We start from the raw sequence: 18,614 nt of genomic DNA on the forward strand, positions 1-18,614 counted from the left end.
TTAACACGGGATGGTGATTCAACTTAAAACATCCCACTCTAGCCTTTTCGCAGAGACGCAGTCGCCTTTCAAGCGCGAATTATTGCTCGCTTTCAGGCGCTTTCTTTGCCGCACCGCGCTTGATGTTGCGGCGGATCATCCCGGTATTGGCGCCGCCGAGACCAAAGGCAAAGCCGAAATAAACGACCATTGCGGCAATGACGATTGCGGTCACGGTTCCCGCTCGTACAAGAAGCGGCGCAGCCGCGGAAAGCTCTTGGGCGAAGTAGCCGACGGCAAAATGGATGCCGACAGCCATGATCGCGGCAGCCACGAGAAGACGCGGGATGCGGGTGAGGAGTGGAATATCCTGTCCCCAATGGCCCCGCTTCACCAGTGTCGCAAAAAGCAGCACAGCATTGACCCACCCCGCGACGATTTCGGCGGTGGCGATGCCCGTCGGCCCGAAATGGGGGAAAAGCGAGATGGCAAGCGAGACATTCACCGCCACCGAAATGGCAGCGAAGATCATCGGCGTGCGGGTATCCTCGCGGGCGAAGAAGCCCGGAATGAACGCCTTTATCAGCACGAAAGCCGGCAGGCCCAGGCCATAGATTGCCAGAATATTGGAGACGACGAGCGTGGAATCCGGACTGAACTTGCCGCGTTCGAACAGGAGTCGCACGATTGGCTCCGACATGACGAGGAGAGCGGCTGCGGCTGGCAGCGTGAGGAACAAGGTGAACTCGACTGAACGGTTTTGCAGGTTCGACGCTTCCTTCATGTGACCGCCACGCAATGCGCGTGACAGTTCAGGCAGAAGCACGGTCGCGACCGCGATGCCGACGACACCGAGTGGAAGCTGATAGATGCGGTCCGCATAAACGAGCGAGGAAACCGCGCCTTCCATGCCCGACGCGATATTGGTGTTGATGAGCAGGTTGATTTGTGTGATGCCCCCGGTGATGGCGGCAGGAAGCGCCAGCACCAGAAGCCGCCTGACATTGGGCGTGAGGCGCGGACGGCGGAAGCCGATCTTGATGCCTGCATTGCGCACGGCAATCCAGACGATGGCAAGCTGCACCAGGCCCGCAGCCATGACGCCCCAGGAAAGGCCATATCCCACGGCCAGCGCATCATAGCCGCGCCACCAGGCCACGGCCAGGACGCCGATCAGGATGATGTTGAGAAAGACCGGGGCTATTGCCGCCGCGAAATAACGGTGCAGCGAATTCAGCATCCCGCCCATCATCGCGGCAAGCGACATGCAGGCGAGGTAGGGGAACATGATGACCGCGAGGCGCACCGTGTTCTCGAACTTTACCGGATCGTCGGTGAAGCCCGGCGCGATCACGGTTCGCACGATGAAGGGCATCGAAAGTTCCATCACGATGGTCAGGAACAGGAGCACGGTAAAGAGCACGCCGAACACTTCTTCGGAAAAGCGACGCGCGCCGTCCATGCCGTTCTTTTCGATTTCCTTGGCAAAAAGCGGCACGAAAGCGGAGTTGAAGGCGCCTTCGGCAAAAAGTCGTCGAAAGGTGTTCGGGAAACGGAAAGCGGCATTGAAGGCGTCGGCCACCGGACCGGTGCCGAGTGCCGCCGCCATGAACATCTCGCGGGTGAAGCCGAAAATGCGGCTCATCAGCGTTCCGGACGCGACCGTGGCGAACTTTTTGACCAAACTCATTTACTGAAAAACCTATGCTGCGGCCTGCGACGAGCGGCCGTTTGTCTTGCTGCCATTTTCCGCGCCCAGCACACCTAGCAGCTTGCGCCTGATATTGCCCTGACGGGTGGCATTTGAAATCTTGTGGCCCACTAGGTCGGTTACGTAAAAACTGTCAATCACCTTCTCGCCAAACGTGGTGATATGGGCAGAAGCAATATCCAGCGAAAGGTCGGAAATAAGGCCGGTCAGCTCCGAAAGCAGGCCGGGGCGGTCCAGGCCTTCCACCTCGATGACTGTGAACTTGTTGGAGAACGTGTTGTTGATCTCGACACGCGGCTCCACCTTGAAAGCCTTGGCGGCCTTCTTCGGCTTGGTACGCTTGGCCAGAACGTCGGGCAAATGCGCCTTTCCGGACAGGACATCCTCGATGACCTTGCCAACGCGTTCGGCACGGCGGCGCTCGTCGTCGTCAGTATCGAATTCACGGCTGATGAGAATGGTATCGAGCGCCCGCCCGTCGCCGGTGGTGAAAATCTGCGCGTCGACGATGTTGGCCCCTGCCGCCGCGCAGGCTCCCGTGATGATCGACAGGAGACGTGGATGGTCGGGCGCCAGCACCGTGATTTCGGTCACGGCCTCGAAGGTGTGTGGCTTCGCCATGGTGGCCAGCGCCCGCTCATTGCGGTCGGCTTCGCGGATGAAATGGGCGTGCCGGACCTGATCCTCGAGGCTGACGGTCAGGAAATAGTTGGTGTAGTGGAGGGCCAGATAGGCATCGCGCTTGTCCTTGGGCCAGTCGGAAAGCCGTTCTGCCAGCGCCTCTCGCGCCTGATAGTCACGGTCGGCGCGGGACAGTTCCGAGAAACCGCCGGTCAGGACCAGCTCGGTTTCGTAGAAGAGCGTGCGCAGAAGCTGGCCCTTCCAGCCGTTCCATACACCGGGGCCGACCGCCTTGATGTCGCAGACGGTGAGGATCAGGAGAAGTTTCAACCGCTCCATCGTCTGCACTGTATCGGCGAAGTCGATGATGGTCTTGCGATCATTGAGGTCGCGCGATTGCGCCACCATGCTCATGGTCAGATGTTCCCGCACAAGCCATTCGACGGTTTCGGTTTCGGCGGGGCTGAGACCGAAGCGGGGACCGAGCTTGCGGGCAATGCGCGCACCGGCAACCGAGTGGTCTTCCGGTCGTCCCTTGGCGATGTCGTGCAAGAGCAGGGCCACATAAAGCAGGTTGCGATCGCGCTTCACCGTCGTGATGAGGTGGTTTGAAAGCGGATGTTCGTTTTCAAGCTCGCCATGCTCGATTTCCGACAGCACGGCGATGCAGCGCAGCAGATGCTCGTCCACCGTATAATGGTGGTACATGTTGAACTGCATCATGGCGACGATCTTGCCGAAATCCGGAATGAACTTTCCGAGTACGCCGGATTCGTTCATGCGGCGCAGAATGAGTTCGGGATTGCGCGGTGAGGTCAGGACTTCGAGAAAAAGCCGGTTGGCTTCGGGGTTCTCGCGCAGATCGGCGTTGATGAGTTTCAAGGAGCGGGTGAGGCTTTGCATCGCTTCTGGATGAAATTCCAGCCCGTGCTTGTCCGCCAGATGGAAGAGACGGATGATATTGACCGGGTCTTCCTTGAAAACATCGGGCCGCGCGATGTTGATGCGGTGATTTTCCGAAACGAAGTCGCCGTCTGCGGAAAGCTTGCGCTTGCGCCGTGAAAAGGTGAGGAAGATGCGATTGAAGCCCGGCACATGCTTGGCCTGCTGCTCCTCCAGCGCAGCGCTGATGATGCGGGTGAGATCGCCCACATCCTTCGCCACGAGGAAGTAATGCTTCATGAACCGTTCGACATAGTTCTGGCCGGGATGCGCCGTATAGCCAAGGCGCTGGGCGATTTCCGGCTGGATGTCGAAGGAAAGCCGCTCTTCTGCCTTCAGCGTGGCGAAGTGCATGTGGCACCGCACCGCCCAGAGAAAATCTTCCGCCTTGTTGAACAGTTTCAGTTCGGCCCGCGACAGAACACCGAGCTTGACCAGCTCTTCCTTCGTCTTGACGCGGTAAAAATACTTGGTGATCCAGAACAGCGTATGCAGGTCGCGCTGCCCGCCCTTGCCTTCCTTGACGTTCGGCTCGACCAGATAGCGGGTTTCGCCTGCCTTGCGGTGGCGCTGGTCGCGCTCGGCAAGCTTGGCCTGAATGAATTCAGGCCCGGTATCCTTGACGATTTCCTCGTCGAAGCGGCCAACAAGCGATTTGAAGAGCTCACGATTGCCGGTGAGAAACCGCGCATCGAGAACTGCCGTGCGGATCGTCATGTCCTCGCGCGCCAGACGGATGCACTCATCGATGTTGCGCGTGGAATGCCCGACTTTCAGTCCCATGTCCCACAGCATGTAGAGCATGTATTCGACCACCTGCTCGCCCCACGGGGTCTGCTTGTAGGGCAGTAGAAACAGAAGATCGATATCCGAGCCTGGCGCCAGCCCACCGCGCCCGTAGCCGCCCACCGCGACGATGGCCATGTTTTCCGCCTTCGATGGATTGATCATCGGATAGGCTTTGGTGGTGGCGAATTCGAACAGCGCCTCGATCAGCGTGTCCATCAGAAAGGAAAGGCGTTTGGCGCAGAGCGTGCCGCCGCCGTCCTTCATCAACATGCCTTCCGCGTTGGCGCGGCCACGCACCAACGCGTCCTTCAAGGCCTGAAGCACCACTTTGCGCACGGTAGGGCTGGTGTAGTTTTCGTCCGTGGAATCCGCCAGTTCGTTGAGCTTGCGGCGCAGCGTCTCGGGATTGACGATCTCTTCCAGCTTAAGGTCGTGTGCGCTCATGCGGCATGTAGATCCGGTTTGCGGGGAAAGGATAGTGGACGATGGCCATCCTAGAGCATTTCCACCAAAAGTGCGAAGCGGTTTTGCGTGTGGCAAATGCGACAAAACAAATACTTAGCGCGGTTCCGACGATTCCGTTTTAACCGGAACCGCTCTATAGCCGCTTTTATGGATGATGAATATCCAAAAGCAAAGGCCGGGGAGACCCCGGCCTTCGTTTTACTATTCGCTGATCTTTCAGTTCGTCGCATTATAGGCGGTGATTGCCGCCATATTGACGATGTCGGAATCCTTCGCACCGATGGTGACGATCTGAGCAGGCTTGTCGAGGCCGACGAGCAGAGGGCCGATGATGGTTGCGCCACCCAGTTCCTGCAGCATGTCGGCGGCAATCGACGCAGAGTGATTGTCGGGTGTGACGATCACATTGGCCGGCCCCGACAGGCGGATGAACGGATATTGTTCCATCAGCTTCGGGTTCAGCGCCACATCGGCACTCATTTCGCCGTCGAATTCGAAATCCACATGGCGCGTTGCAAGAATGCGGACGGCTTCCTGAATGCGGGCGGAACGTTCGCCGCCCATATGGCCGAATGTCGAGAAGGCGGTGAGCGCCACGCGCGGCACATAACCCATGCGGCGCGCCATGCCCGCAGCCTCTACTGCGATATCGGCAAGCTCGGCTGCGGTCGGCATTTCATGGACCGCAGTATCGGCGATGAACACGGTGCGCCCACGGCAGAGTGCGATGGAAACACCAACCACGCGATGGCCCGGCTTGGAATCGATGACGCGGCGCACGTCGTCGAGACCCGTCGCATAATTGCGGGTCACGCCCGTCACCATGCCATCGGCATCGCCCAGCGCCACCATGCATGCCGCAAAATGATTGCGGTCATTGTTGATGAGGCGGTGGCAATCGCGCGTCAGATAGCCCTTGCGCTGTAACTTCTCGTAGAGATAGTCGGCGTAAGCCGCATTGCGGCTCGACAGGCGCGCATTGATGATTTCGATGCCCGGACGGTCGAGGTCGAGACCGGCAGCCTTCGCCGTATCCTGCACCCGTTCCTCGCGGCCCACCAGAATAGCGGTGCCGAGCCCCTGGTTCACGTAGGAAACGGCGGCACGCATCACCTGTTCTTCCTCGCCTTCGGCAAAGACGATGCGCTTCGGCTGGCGGCGCACGCGTTCATAGATGCCGCGAAGGGTCGAGGCGATCGGATCGCGACGGGCCGACAGTTCGCGCTTGTAGCCTTCGATGTCGGCAATGGCGCGTCCGGCAACGCCGGTTTCCATCGCGGCCTTGGCGACGGCAGCCGAGACGGATGCAAGCAGGCGCGGATCGAACGGCACCGGGATGATGTAGTTCGGGCCGAAGCGCGGGCGGCTCCCCTGATAGGCCGCGACAACATCGTCCGGCACGTCCTCACGGGCAAGTTCGGCCAGCGCGTTGACGGCGGCGATTTTCATCGCATCGTTGATGGTGGTCGCACGCACGTCGAGCGCGCCGCGGAAGATGTAGGGGAAGCCAAGCACGTTGTTGACCTGGTTCGGATAATCCGAACGGCCAGTCGCAACGATGGCGTCGTCGCGGATGCGCGCCACTTCTTCAGGCGTCACTTCCGGGTCGGGATTGGCCATTGCGAAGATGATCGGGTTCGGCGCCATGGAGCGCACCATGTCTTCCGTGAACGCGCCTTTGGCCGAAAGGCCAAACACCACATCCGCGCCATTCATGGCATCCGCCAGCGACCGCTTGTCGGTCTTTACCGCATGCGCGGATTTCCACTGGTTCATGCCCTCTTCGCGGCCCTGCCAGACGACGCCCTTGGTGTCGCACAGGATGACGTTTTCTGGAGCAAAGCCCATGGCCTTGATGAGTTCGATACAGGCGATGCCGGCTGAGCCCGCGCCATTGCAGACGAGCTTCGTCGTCTTCATGTCGCGGCCGGTCAGATGCAGCGCATTGATGAGGCCGGCGGCGGCGATGATGGCCGTTCCATGCTGGTCATCATGGAAAACCGGAATGTCCATCAGTTCGCGCAGGCGGCTCTCGATGATGAAGCAGTCGGGCGCCTTGATATCTTCCAGATTGATGCCGCCGAAGGAGGGGCCGAGATAGCGCACCGCATTGATGAAAGCGTCGATATCGGTGGTGTCGACTTCAAGATCGATGGAGTCGACATCGGCAAAGCGCTTGAACAGCACGGCCTTGCCTTCCATGACGGGCTTGGATGCGAGCGCGCCCAGATTGCCGAGGCCCAGAATGGCGGTGCCGTTCGAAATGACGGCGACCAGATTGCCCTTCGCCGTATAGTCATAGGCGCGGGCGGCGTCTTCGGCGATTGCCTTCACCGGCACGGCAACGCCCGGAGAATAGGCGAGCGATAGATCGCGCTGCGTGGTCATGGGCTTGGTGGGGTTGATCTCCAGCTTGCCCGGGCGACCCTGCGCGTGAAAGTCTAGCGCTTCCTTCTCACTGGCTGTGGGTGCGCGTTCTGATGTGTTGCCCTTCGGCGTCGAGGCTGGCATGTTCCCTCCGGTTTCATCTGCGGGAGAACCTCGATAGCGCCAGTCACGCATTGTGTAAACAGCGCTTGCGGGAATAGATATTCATCCAAAAACGATGGAATACGAAATTTTATGACCCTGGCATTGTTTGCCAGGCAATAAATGAAGGTTTACCGATGGAATCGAAGGCGAGCGAAAATATGTTGGAAGCGGAAGAAGATGCCGCCGAGGCAGCGCCCGTTCGCCTGACGCCCATGATGGAGCAATATATCGAGATCAAGGCCGCGAATGTCGATTCGCTGCTCTTTTATCGCATGGGCGATTTTTACGAATTGTTCTTCGATGACGCAGTGGAGGCATCTGCGGCGCTGGGCATTACGCTTACCAAGCGCGGCAAGCATCTGGGCGAGGATATTCCGATGTGCGGCGTGCCTGTCCATGCCGCCGACGATTATCTGCAAAAGCTGATCGCCAAGGGCTACCGGGTTGCAGTCTGCGAGCAGGTTGAAGACCCGGCGGAAGCGAAGAAGCGCGGCTCCAAATCCGTGGTGAAGCGCGATGTGATCCGCCTCGTCACGCCCGGCACGCTGACTGAGGAAAAGCTGCTGGACCCAGCGCAAGCCAATTTCCTGATGGCGATGGGGCGCACGCGCGGCGATGGCGCACTGGCGCTTGCCTGGATCGATATTTCTACCGGCACCTTCCGCGTGGCGGAAACAACGCCCGATCGGCTTTTCGCCGATGTGATGCGGGTGGACCCGCGTGAGCTGGTGGTAGCCGACAGCGCCTTCCACGATGAGGAATTGCGCCCCGTCTTCGATCTGGTCGGCAAGGCGGTGACGCCGCAACCGGCGACGCTCTTCGACAGCGCGGCTGCGGAAGCGCGTATCCAGCGCTATTTCAACGTCGCGACGCTGGATGGCTTCGGTCAGTTCAGCCGCTCCGAGCTGTCGGCGATTTCCGGCGCGATTGCCTATATCGAAAAGACGCAGATTTCCGAGCGTCCCCCCCTGATGCGGCCGGAACGCGAGCATGAGGGCGGTACGCTTTTCATCGACCCGGCCACACGCGCCAGCCTGGAGCTTGCCCGCACCATGTCGGGCAACCGCGACGGCAGCCTGTTGAAGGCAGTTGATCGCACGGTGACTGGCGGCGGGGCGCGGCTTCTCGCCGAGCGCCTGACCGCGCCGCTCACCAATCCGAAGGAAATTGCGCTGCGGCTTGATTCCGTTTCCTGGTTCCTGAGCGAGCCGTCGCTCTGCGAAGCCATGCGTGCGGAACTGAAAGGCGTGCCGGATATGCCGCGCGCGCTTTCGCGCCTTGCGGTCGGACGCGGCGGGCCGCGCGATCTGGGCAGCCTCGCGCGAGGTTTCGAGGCTGCGCACACGATTGCAAATCTGTTGGAAAGTGCGTTGCTGCCGGACGAACTGGCACATGCCCGCGATGCCGTCAGCGCCATGCCTGCCATCTTTACCGCGCATCTTGACCGGGCCCTGGCCGACGAATTGCCGCTTCTCAAACGCGACGGCGGTTTCGTGCGGGCAGGCTATAATGCCGAGCTTGATGAAATGCGGGCCTTGCGCGATCAGTCACGCCGCGTAATCGCCGGTCTCCAGGCTGATTATATAGAAGAGACCGGCATCAAGTCGCTCAAGATCAAGCATAACAATGTGCTTGGCTATTTCATCGAGGTGACGGCCAACAATGCCGGGGCGATGACGGACACAGACGAAGCCAAGGGCCGTTTCATCCACCGGCAGACCATGGCCAATGCGATGCGCTTTACCACGACCGAGCTGGCGGAACTGGAAAGCAAGATCGCCAATGCCGCAGACCGCGCCCTGTCCATCGAGCTTGCCGTGTTCGAGGAACTGACGGCGGAAGCCGTTTCCCATGCCGACAGCATCCGAGCGGCTGCATCGGCGCTCGCGGTTTTCGACGTTTCAGCAGCTCTTGCCGTGCTGGCGGATGAGCAGGGCTATTGCCGCCCGCAGGTCGATGACAGCCTGTCCTTTAATATCGTGGCTGGCCGTCATCCGGTGGTCGAACAGGCCCTGCGACGGCAGGCGGCCAATCCGTTCGTCGCCAATGATTGCGATCTCTCCCCGCAAACGGATGGGGGAAACGGTGCGATCTGGCTTCTGACCGGCCCGAACATGGGCGGTAAATCGACATTCCTGCGCCAGAACGCTTTGATTGCCATTCTCGCACAGATGGGTTCCTTCGTCCCTGCCGGTTCCGCGCAGATTGGTGTCGTGGATCGCCTGTTCAGCCGTGTCGGCGCTTCCGACGATCTGGCGCGCGGGCGTTCAACCTTCATGGTCGAAATGGTGGAAACGGCGGCGATCCTCAATCAGGCAGGCGAGCGTTCGTTGGTGATTCTTGACGAGATCGGGCGCGGTACGGCGACTTTCGACGGGCTTTCCATTGCCTGGGCTGCGGTCGAATATCTGCATGAGAAGAACCGCTGCCGTGCGCTGTTTGCTACGCATTTCCACGAAATGACCGCACTTTCGGAAAAGCTGGAGCGGCTTTTCAACGTCACCATGCGGGTGAAGGAATGGGACAACGATGTCGTCTTCCTGCATGAGGTGGCAAAGGGGGCTGCCGACCGTTCCTACGGCGTGCAGGTCGCGCGTCTTGCCGGTCTGCCCGAGGCGGTCGTCAATCGTGCGCGCGATGTTCTGCACCAGCTGGAAGCCGGTGAAACTTCCGGCAAGGCGGACAAGCTGATCGATGATCTGCCACTGTTCTCCGTCGTCTTGCAGCAGGAAAAGCCGAAGCCGCAGGCAACGGCAAAGGACAGCGAACTGGCAAAGGCGGTGGCAGGCATCAGCCCTGACGAACTGACGCCGCGCGAAGCGCTGGACCTGATTTATAAGTTGAAGGAACTGGCCGGAAAGGCGTGAGATCTGGACCCTCGCCCTTCGAGGCTTCGCTATGCTCCGCACCTCAGGGTGAGGGCGTCGAGTTTTTCGGCGAGGGGTATCCAGATGATTTCCCCTCATCCTGAGGAGGCCCGTAGGGCCGTCTCGAAGGGCGAGGGGAAATATCTACAGACTAAACAAACCTGTTCGCTTCAGCGCCGTAATAAGTAATGTAGCGGCTGGAGATGCGCTCAATCGGCAGGATGATGAACACATCGGTGGTGCCGAATGCTTCATCGATCACCGCACCATCCCCAATCATCGCGCCAAGGCGCAGATAGCCTTTCACCAGCGGCGGCATCGAGAAGAGTGCAACCTTGTTGTTGATGGCTTCCTTCGGCATCAGGTCCATGGCCTGATAGCGGTGCGGCAGGGCGCGCACGTCCCAGTCCGGGGTGGCCCGGCAGTTGTGATGCAGGAACGACAGGCCGAGCGCATGCGCGGCAGGCACGGCCCCGTGGAAGGAGGCGCAGCCGAACATCACATCGATGGAGTGGCGTCGGCAATAGGCCCAGGCGCCTTGCCACAGCAGCTCGACGGTGCGCTTGGAGCGATATTCCGCCTTCACGCAGGAGCGACCCAGTTCGAGCAGACGAAGATTGGGGCGCGAAAGGGCCAGACGCTGCACGTCATATTCATCGGCGGAATAGAAGCCGAGCGCTTTGTCGGCCTGATCGCTGCGCATCAGACGATAGGTGCCGACAATCTGTTGGTGTTCCGGCACGGGCAGGGCGGTATCGTAAACAAGCAGATGATCACAAATAGCGTCGAAGCGGTCGGCATCGCGAAGCTCTACAGCCTCGATGCTTTCGCGGCGCGCACCCATTTCGTCGAAGAAGACACGAAAGCGCAATTCCTGCGCGGCTTCCACGGCCTCAGGTGAATTGGCAAGCCGTACTTCCAGCGATCCGATGCGTCCCAGAACGATGGGATCGCCGCCGGACGCGAACAGCGCCTGTTGTGCTTCTAAGCCTGACATGACGGTATCATCAATGATTTGCTGGTCCATTCCAAGCAGTACTGTCATGATGATGGCTCCTGATTTGTCTATTCACGTATTCCTGAACGGCTTTCCCACCGATATTTCAGCAGGAACCATTCCAATCCATGTTCGGACAAGATTGCGTGGACACGACGTCCAGTTCGGCCGAAGCATTACAGATTCAGTGCTACGCGAGGATGACAGAAGCATGTCACCAATGTGTCAATTCAAGTGGATGGACCGTATCCTCTTCAAAAATCTTATAATTTCACGAGATTAAATTATGCGAAAGGCTGAAACCGATCAAGCTGCCTTGTCAGCGGGCCGCCCGCTCGCGCCGCCAGCCGAGAAATTCTTCCAGAATGATGAGTCCAGCGCCGATGGTTATGAACGTGTCGGCGAGATTGAACACGGCGAATGACCATGTCGGCAGGTGGAACAGAATATAGTCCACGACATAGCCATGCATCACCCGGTCGATCAGATTGCCGATAGCCCCCCCGACGACAAGCGCAAAACCGCAACGCGCGAAAATGCGGTCCGGAGCGTTGGTCCACCACAGATAAAGCACGAACAGGATAACTGCGGCCGTGATCGCGACCAGCCCCCAGTCGTGCAGCCAGGCCAGCATGGAAAAGGCGATGCCTTCATTGTGCGTGCGGAACAATGCGAGGAACGGCAGAAGGTCGATCTGCTGGCCGTAGCCCATCCGTGTTTCCACCAGATGCTTGACGCCCTGGTCGATCAATATGGTGAGAATGACGACAAAAAGTGAGGACCAGACAGCGTGCCGCTTCATCCGGAAGCCCTTTCATCAAGCGTGAGCGCGTCGCGACGGATTTCGTAGAGCATCACGCCGGTGGCGATGGCAAGATTGAGAGAATCGGCACGTCCCGCCTGCGGGATGCGGGCAAGCTTGTCGCAGGCTCCGGCAAGGCTGTCCGGCAGGCCCTGCTGCTCATTGCCCATCATCAGCACGACCGGCTTGTTGGCATAGGGAATGGTGCGATAGTCGACCGCGCCTTTCAGGTGCGTGCCGACGACGAGACCGGACACGCCTCTGCGCCAGTTGAGGAAATCGGCTTCGCTCACCTTATAGAGCGGCATGGAAAAGACCGAGCCCATGGTGGCGCGCACGGTTTCCAGCGAATAGGGATCGGTCGTGTCGCCGATCAGAATAACGCCCTTGGCGCCGACCGCATCCGCGGTGCGGATGACAGTGCCAAGATTGCCCGGGTCACGCACGCGGTCGAGCGCGATATAGACGTCGTTGCCCTTCGGCTTGAGGCTTGCAAGCGGGCGGTACTGCTGCTCGAAGACGCCGACCACCATCTGCGGATTATCGCGGCGGGTAATGGCGGCCATGATCTTCTCGGTCACTTCCAGCACCAGTCCGCCCTTGGCGAAGGTGCGGGCGGCAACCTGCTCAACCATTTTGTTGCCCTTGCCGGATTTCGCAAAGACAAGCGTCTTGATGCGCCAGTCCTGTTCCAGCGCGTCGATGACAAGCTTCAGCCCTTCGGCGAGGAACACGCCCTGCTGGTCGCGGAATTTTTTCAGCGCCAGCGAGCGCAGGTCCTTCACAATGGGATTGGTAAGGCTGGTGACTTCCTTGACCTGTCCGACTTTCGAATATTCGGTCCGTTGGCCTTTTGAGAAATCGTCGTCACGGCTCATTTTGCTACCCAGCGGCTGAACATGGATGTGGAAAGCGCGCGCCCTTTCGACTGGTCGGCGGAACGTTCACGCAGAATAAGTTCGCCCGATTCGACCGTGCCGCCAAGACCGGTGAAACGGTCGCGCATCAGCTCATGAATGGCGAAGAAGGAAGCCCGGATCGAATAGGCGGTCAGGATGACTGCAAGCGGCTTCGGCGTCAGGATAGAGCGGCATGTATCGACCATTGCGGGCAGATGCTCGAACAATTGCCAGACCTCGCCGCTCGGTCCGCGCCCATAGGCAGGCGGATCAAGCAGGATGATGTCGTAGAAGCTGCCGCGGCGTTCCTCGCGAGCCACGAATTTCATCGCGTCTTCGCAGATCCAGCGGATCGGTTTGTCGGAAAGCCCGGCCATTTCCTGGTTTTCCCGCGCCCACAGGATCGCTTTCTTGGATGCGTCCACATGGGTCACTTCCGCACCGGCCCGTGCCGCCACCAGCGAGGCGACGCCCGTATAGCCAAAAAGATTGAGCACTTTCACGCTGCGTCCGGACTTTACGCCGTCCCGGATAAGCCCATCCATATACGACCAGTGCGCGGCCTGTTCGGGAAACACGCCGACATGGCGGAATGAGGTGAAACGGCCATGAAAGGAAATGCCGTCGTGCTGCATCGGCCATGTTTCACCGAGCGGCAGTTTTGGAAATGCCCAGCGGCCCATGCCTTCCTCATCGGTATTGCCGGTGAAGACGGCATCCGCTTGATCCCACTCTTTCTGAGGCAGGTTCGGGAGCCAGATAGCCTGACCTTCCGGGCGGACAATCCGATAGGGGCCGTATTGCTCGAGCTTCAACCCATTGCCGCTGTCGAGAAGCGCATAATCGGGTGACGGTTCCGTTTCGAGGATGAGCGGGAGCTTTTCAGCAGGGCGGGCGCCGGCATAGGGCTTGATTTCGCGAAGCGGAGCGGCGGGTTTGTCGTCCGCAGGCCTGGGTGCAGCCTTGGCGAACTGGGGACGCGGCTTTTTGAAGGATGAGCCCTTATCGGACTTGCCTTCAAACCTGCTCTCAAGCTTGTTTTCCGGACGTGGCACATCGTGTCTTGTGCGCTCGAAACCACGCTCCTGCTTGCCGCCCGACGGCTTTTTGCCTTTTCCCTTTGGCGCTTTCACCCGAAACTCCAATCATCATGATTGGGGTCTAGGTAGGATAAACAGGGCCGGTGTGGAAGGGGAAAACGACGTTCAACCGCGCACAAAGGATATTTCAGCGGTCGAAAACCCGGAAGTTTGCTTCCGGGTTCGAGAATAAAGGCCGTTTCAGGAATTCGCGACCGATATATTGCGCTTTTCGGCGGCTGTGCTGCGTTCAAGCAGGCGGGCCGCCTCCTGCTTGTACATCCGTTCCTTGCGCCGATGCTTGCCCTGCGTGAACCAGGTCACCAGGGAGCCGATGACGACACCGAGGAGAAGTGCTCCAAACAGCCACAGGAACAGCGGTGCTTGATAGGAGAGGGCCGGATTGCCCGGATTGAACGGATCGATCGTGAATTGCACCGACGCGCGATTGGCAACCGACAACGCAATCAGAACCACGGCGAGCGGTACAAGAACGATGATGGCGATGATGCGTTTTGCCGCCATAGCGTCTATCAGACTGCGCCGTTCAGACGGTCGCGCAGTTCCTTGCCGGTCTTGAAGAAGGGAACCCACTTTTCTTCCACATCCACCGTTTCGCCGGTACGCGGATTGCGCCCACTGCGGGCAGGGCGGTTTTTCACGGAAAATGCGCCAAAGCCGCGCAGCTCCACGCGATTGCCTTCGGCAAGGGCGTTTGTGATCTCGTCGAATACCGCGCCGACGATGTTTTCGACATCGCGCTGGAAGAGATGCGGATTGCGGCTGGCGATAATCTGAACGAGTTCCGATTTGATCACGGCTTTAAACCCCTGTTCTTCTGTTTGTTTCGTCCGGTATCAGCCGGATATTGTGTGTGTTTGCCCGGACGGCGTCAATTCGCTTCAGGCGTACCGTCAACGTGCCAAACCGAAAGAAGTCCGTCAAGAAAGATGCGTTCCTTGGCAATCTGCTTCAACATGCCATCGGCTTCCTGCGGCACGCCGATGAGGCGCGCACCGGCATGAATGATGAGGTCGCGCAGCGAAAATCCGGTATCGTCGTTGACCGGCTTCCATTCCAGGCGAGGCAAATCCTTCGAGAGCCCCTTGCCTGCAAGCCAGGCAACAGCTTCCTCTTCACCGCCCAGCCCGTCGATCAGCTTCTTGTCCAGCGCCTGCCGTCCGGTGAAAACGGCGCCATTGGCGAGCGCCAGCGCCTGTTCATGCGTAAATGAACGGCGTTTTTCGACAATATCCACGAACCAGGCGTAGGAATCCATGATCATATTGCTGATCATTCCCTTGGCTTCGTCGCTGGCCGGGCTGAAATAGTTGGGCTCCGCCTTGAGCGGCGAAGACTTGATGGTTTCGACTTTCACGCCGATCGTATCGAGAAGCTTCGAGAGGTCGGGATATTGAAACAGGACCCCGATGGAGCCGACGATGGATGTCTGCCGCGCGATGATATGATCGGATGCGCTGGCAATCATGTAGCCCGCGGACGCGGCGAGCGTGCCCACCTGGGTCACGACCGGCTTCTTCTCGGCAATCTTGCGGACGGCTTCAAAAATGGCTTCCCCGCCAACCGTCGTTCCGCCCGGCGAATCGAGGACCAGAATCACACCCTTGACGGCATCGTCCCTGGCGATCTTGTCGAGGCGCTTCAGCAATTCCTCATTCTCGAAGATGGTGCCTTCGATGCGAACCTTGGCGATGTGCGGCTGGCTGAAATTGGTGCCGCGCATGGACCAGGAAGCGAAACCGGCGATCAGGGCTGCGATCAGAAGCAGGAACGCTCCGCGCCAGACTGTCAGCTTTCTGCGCAATTTCCGGCGTTCAATGATTGCTTCGGCGTCTTGAGCCATTCCCGTCCATCCGTTCGTTCAAATAGCGTGGTTCGCGCTTGCAGTTCACCTTTTGCCTTGAATGAAGGCATGCGGCAAGTCTCTTCGAAAAATAGGACTGGCCGGATATCGTTCCTGTTTCGCGAAATGCTCCCGTACCGGGTATATATAGTCATGACGACGCGCGCGATTCCCGGTTTGTTGCCGGTTCAGCTTTCATGGTGACGCCACACCCGACTGTAATTTGGGCCAGATTTGTGATATCAAAGAGTTGATTAGCATTCTACCAATCTTGGTAGAGCGCAAATTGGGATGAATTATCAAGCACATAAACCGTTCTTGCTGTCCTGTTGGGAGGCGGGTGCGGTGTTTTGTGCGGTATGAAGCTATTGAGCGACCGTCTATTTCACCCCAAATAAACCTTATTGAAATGAAAAAGCGCGACATAGGCGCGCCGATTATTGAATTCCAGGAAAGCATTGAGGAACTGAACGCAACATGACCGCCGACACGACACCCAGCCATGCGCCGCAGAACGTGACCTCCCAGGGTCGCGGCAAGGGTGGCATGCGTTTTGGGGCGTCGGAGAAGGCAGAGGCGCTCTTCCATGCGGCACAGCGCCATTCAGTCCGTGTTCGCGTCTTGAAGACCGCGCTGCCGGTGGCTGCTGTTATCGTGGCGGCCGTGTTCTCATGGTACACGTTTCTTGCGACGCCGAACACGCCCATAAAGGTGGAAGTGAATAATGGCGGCGAAAGCGGCAAGCTTGTCATGACGAGCCCGCACCTCAATGGATACACCAAGGACAACCGCCCCTATTCGATGACCGCTGCCAAGGCGACGCAGGATGCGAAGAACAGCGGCGCGATTTCACTGGAAGGCATTTCCGCCGAATTGCCGGTTGGTGAAAAGGGCACGGCCAAGGTCGAGGCGACGTCGGGTGTCTACGACAATGCCAATGGGCGTTTGCAACTTGATAAGGACTTTACTGTTACCACGGATGATGGTTTGCGTGCGGTGATGCATTCTGCGGACGTAAATCTGAAGAGCGGGCAGATCACGACCGACAAGCCCGTCGACATCCGCAGCGGCAGCACGCATATTCTGGCGGACAGCATGCAGGTCAAGGACAACGGCAAGGTTCTGATTTTCGAGAACAAGGTTCGAATGACCGTTGACGGCAGCGTTGTTTCGCCCAACAAGGCTCCCTGAAAAGGAAGCCTGATTTGAGGACAGGCGAAGCGTTCGGACCGATTCATATCTGTGCGGGCGCTTGAGTACGTTGCGAAGCCGGTTTCGGATTGAAATGTGCTCGAAAACAAATTGTTAGAGCGTGATTCTGATGCAATCGGAATGCCACAGGCTCTAAACCGCTTTTTTGATCGCATTTTGCGATGCCGAATGTTCCCATTTGGACGCAAAGTGCTTAATGTTGCGTCTGACCGCATGTCGGCCCAGGAATGGTCGAATGCTTCGGGGAGCTGGTGATATATGGAACGCGAGACGGGCAAGATGAACAAGGGTACGATGGCCCGCACTTTGCGGATGGGATTTGCAGTTCTGGCGCTCGGCATGATCGCGGCCCCGGCAGCCTCTCTGGCGCAGGAAGGCGCGGCTGTGAACGGCCTGAAGCTTTCCAACAGCAAGGCTCCCGTAAAGATCGACGCCGACAAGCTTGAAATGCGCGACAAGGAAGGCGTTGCCGTCTTCACTGGCAATGTTGCCGTTTCGCAGGGCGATGCGCTGCTGAAGGCTGGCCAGATGACGGTCTATTACAACAAGGCCAAGAAGGACGGTGACGCTCAGGCGCCGGAACCGGCAAGTGCTGGCGTCGGTGGCCTCGATTCGTCGAGCATCGATCACATCGACATTTCTGGAAAAGTCTATCTCAAGTCTGGCACCCAGGTCGCAACCGGCGATACGGGCCGCTATGATGCCAAGAACCAGGTGATGGTTCTCCAGGGGCAGAAGGTGGTGCTGACCGATGGCGACAATGTCGTGACCGGCTGCAAGCTGACCGCGCATCTCGATACGGGACGCGCCAATGTCGAAAGCTGCAAGGGACAGTCCAAGGGTCGCGTATCGATCATCATGGCTCCGAAAGATCAACAGCAGGGCGGTGCTGCGCCCAAGCAGAACTGACCGGAGCAGGCGTGGGATTGTTCTGGAACAAGAAGGCCGACGGGTCGCAAGACGCATCGCAAAATGTGAACGCACCATCCGATGTTGCCGGAGCCATGCCCGGCCAGCCGGGTAAGTCGGCGCGTCTCAAGGGTACGCTGGTGGCACGCGGTCTCTGCAAGAGCTATCGCGGCCGTCAGGTCGTCAACGGCGTGTCGTTTGGCGTGCGGGCGGGTGAAGCCGTCGGCATTCTGGGGCCGAACGGTGCCGGCAAGACTACCTGTTTCTACATGGTGACCGGTCTCGTCCCGGCTGATGCGGGCTCCATCGAGATCGACGGTTTTGATGTCACATCGATGCCGATGTATCGCCGTTCGCGTCTTGGCATTGGCTATCTGCCGCAGGAAGCGTCCATTTTTCGTGGTCTTTCGGTGGAAAACAACATCAAGGCCGTGCTGGAAGTGGTGGAGAAGGATCGCTCCAAGCGCGCGTCCGAACTGGACGCACTTCTGGAAGAATTTCACATCGCGCATTTGCGCAAGGCACCCGCCATTTCGCTTTCCGGCGGTGAACGCCGCCGTCTCGAAATTGCCCGTGCGCTTGCCTCGCGCCCGAATTTCATGCTGCTGGACGAGCCTTTTGCGGGCGTCGATCCGATTGCCGTTTCGGATATTCAGCAGCTTGTCCGCCATCTGACGAGCCGCGGCATCGGCGTCCTGATCACCGATCATAATGTGCGCGAAACGCTCGGCCTTATCGATCGCGCTTACATTATTCACGCCGGTCAGGTGCTGACGCATGGACGCCCTGCGGAAATCGTTGCCAACCCGGACGTGCGCAGGCTTTATCTCGGCGACCAGTTCACTCTCTAGAGCGCCCATCGGTCTGAAGGAATTCAGGCTGGCGCTCCAAATTCCCATGTTGACGCATCATGATCTGGGAGCGCGCGAAACAGTGCGCCTCCACA

At 59.0% G+C, this 18,614-nt stretch carries 14 protein-coding genes; 4 read left to right on the top strand and 10 right to left on the bottom strand.

Annotated features, from left to right (window positions below; genetic code table 11):
- Positions 1-79 precede the first annotated feature (79 nt).
- The 3 genes from murJ to JNC63_RS06715 all read right to left on the bottom strand — a co-directional run bounded on the left by murJ (position 80) and on the right by JNC63_RS06715 (position 7,018).
- Positions 80-1,669 (bottom strand): murein biosynthesis integral membrane protein MurJ, encoded by a 1,590-nt coding sequence (murJ, locus tag JNC63_RS06705; RefSeq protein WP_063619957.1) that lies wholly within the window; start codon positions 1,667-1,669, stop codon positions 80-82.
- Between the two features lie 12 nt (positions 1,670-1,681).
- Positions 1,682-4,486 carry a [protein-PII] uridylyltransferase gene (locus tag JNC63_RS06710; RefSeq protein ID WP_021586387.1) on the bottom strand — a complete coding sequence of 935 codons (2,805 nt, stop codon included), beginning with the start codon at positions 4,484-4,486 and terminating at the stop codon, positions 1,682-1,684.
- Positions 4,487-4,723: 237 nt separating this feature from the next.
- Positions 4,724-7,018: an NADP-dependent malic enzyme gene (locus tag JNC63_RS06715; RefSeq protein WP_063619958.1), complete on the bottom strand. Its 2,295-nt coding sequence runs from the start codon at positions 7,016-7,018 to the stop codon at positions 4,724-4,726.
- Between the two features lie 155 nt (positions 7,019-7,173).
- Here JNC63_RS06715 and mutS point away from each other — a divergent pair, with 155 nt between their 5' ends.
- Positions 7,174-9,906, top strand: a complete 2,733-nt coding sequence (gene mutS / locus JNC63_RS06720; protein ID WP_063619959.1) for a DNA mismatch repair protein MutS — start codon at positions 7,174-7,176, stop codon at positions 9,904-9,906.
- A gap of 151 nt (positions 9,907-10,057) precedes the next feature.
- Here the strand turns inward: mutS and olsB are convergent, their stop codons facing one another.
- From olsB to sppA, 7 genes are all read right to left on the bottom strand, one after another.
- Complete coding sequence (olsB, locus tag JNC63_RS06725) at positions 10,058-10,951, bottom strand: l-ornithine N(alpha)-acyltransferase (RefSeq protein ID WP_006465876.1); 894 nt, start codon at positions 10,949-10,951, stop codon at positions 10,058-10,060.
- 271 nt (positions 10,952-11,222) lie between these two features.
- Positions 11,223-11,705 (bottom strand): signal peptidase II, encoded by a 483-nt coding sequence (lspA, locus tag JNC63_RS06730; RefSeq protein ID WP_063619960.1) that lies wholly within the window; start codon positions 11,703-11,705, stop codon positions 11,223-11,225.
- Complete coding sequence (locus JNC63_RS06735) at positions 11,702-12,583, bottom strand: TrmH family RNA methyltransferase (RefSeq protein WP_063619961.1); 882 nt, start codon at positions 12,581-12,583, stop codon at positions 11,702-11,704. Before JNC63_RS06735 ends, lspA begins: the two co-directional genes overlap by 4 nt.
- Entirely contained in the window at positions 12,580-13,737 is a 1,158-nt protein-coding gene (locus JNC63_RS06740; RefSeq protein ID WP_063619962.1) for an RsmD family RNA methyltransferase, read from the bottom strand. The genes JNC63_RS06735 and JNC63_RS06740 overlap by 4 nt, the downstream gene beginning before the upstream one ends.
- Before the next feature lie 147 nt (positions 13,738-13,884).
- Positions 13,885-14,208, bottom strand: coding sequence for a lipopolysaccharide assembly protein LapA domain-containing protein (locus JNC63_RS06745; protein WP_063619963.1), 324 nt, complete (start codon positions 14,206-14,208; stop codon positions 13,885-13,887).
- An 8-nt stretch (positions 14,209-14,216) separates the two neighbouring features.
- Positions 14,217-14,501, bottom strand: coding sequence for an integration host factor subunit beta (locus tag JNC63_RS06750; RefSeq protein ID WP_004687882.1), 285 nt, complete (start codon positions 14,499-14,501; stop codon positions 14,217-14,219).
- Positions 14,502-14,575: 74 nt separating this feature from the next.
- Positions 14,576-15,547 (bottom strand): signal peptide peptidase SppA, encoded by a 972-nt coding sequence (gene sppA / locus JNC63_RS06755; RefSeq protein WP_063619964.1) that lies wholly within the window; start codon positions 15,545-15,547, stop codon positions 14,576-14,578.
- A 477-nt stretch (positions 15,548-16,024) separates the two neighbouring features.
- On the opposite strand from sppA, the gene lptC reads away from it, so the two are divergent.
- The 3 genes from lptC (at position 16,025) to lptB (ending at position 18,519) form a co-directional block, all read left to right on the top strand.
- Positions 16,025-16,738 (top strand): LPS export ABC transporter periplasmic protein LptC, encoded by a 714-nt coding sequence (gene lptC / locus JNC63_RS06760; RefSeq protein ID WP_021586380.1) that lies wholly within the window; start codon positions 16,025-16,027, stop codon positions 16,736-16,738.
- A 279-nt stretch (positions 16,739-17,017) separates the two neighbouring features.
- Positions 17,018-17,668: an LptA/OstA family protein gene (locus JNC63_RS06765; protein WP_063619965.1), complete on the top strand. Its 651-nt coding sequence runs from the start codon at positions 17,018-17,020 to the stop codon at positions 17,666-17,668.
- Positions 17,669-17,679: 11 nt separating this feature from the next.
- A complete protein-coding gene (gene lptB, locus JNC63_RS06770; protein ID WP_006465885.1) occupies positions 17,680-18,519 on the top strand; it encodes an LPS export ABC transporter ATP-binding protein in 840 nt (279 codons plus the stop codon).
- Positions 18,520-18,614 lie beyond the last annotated feature (95 nt).

This window comes from Brucella ciceri, assembly GCF_041930145.1.
Classification (GTDB): domain Bacteria; phylum Pseudomonadota; class Alphaproteobacteria; order Rhizobiales; family Rhizobiaceae; genus Brucella; species Brucella intermedia.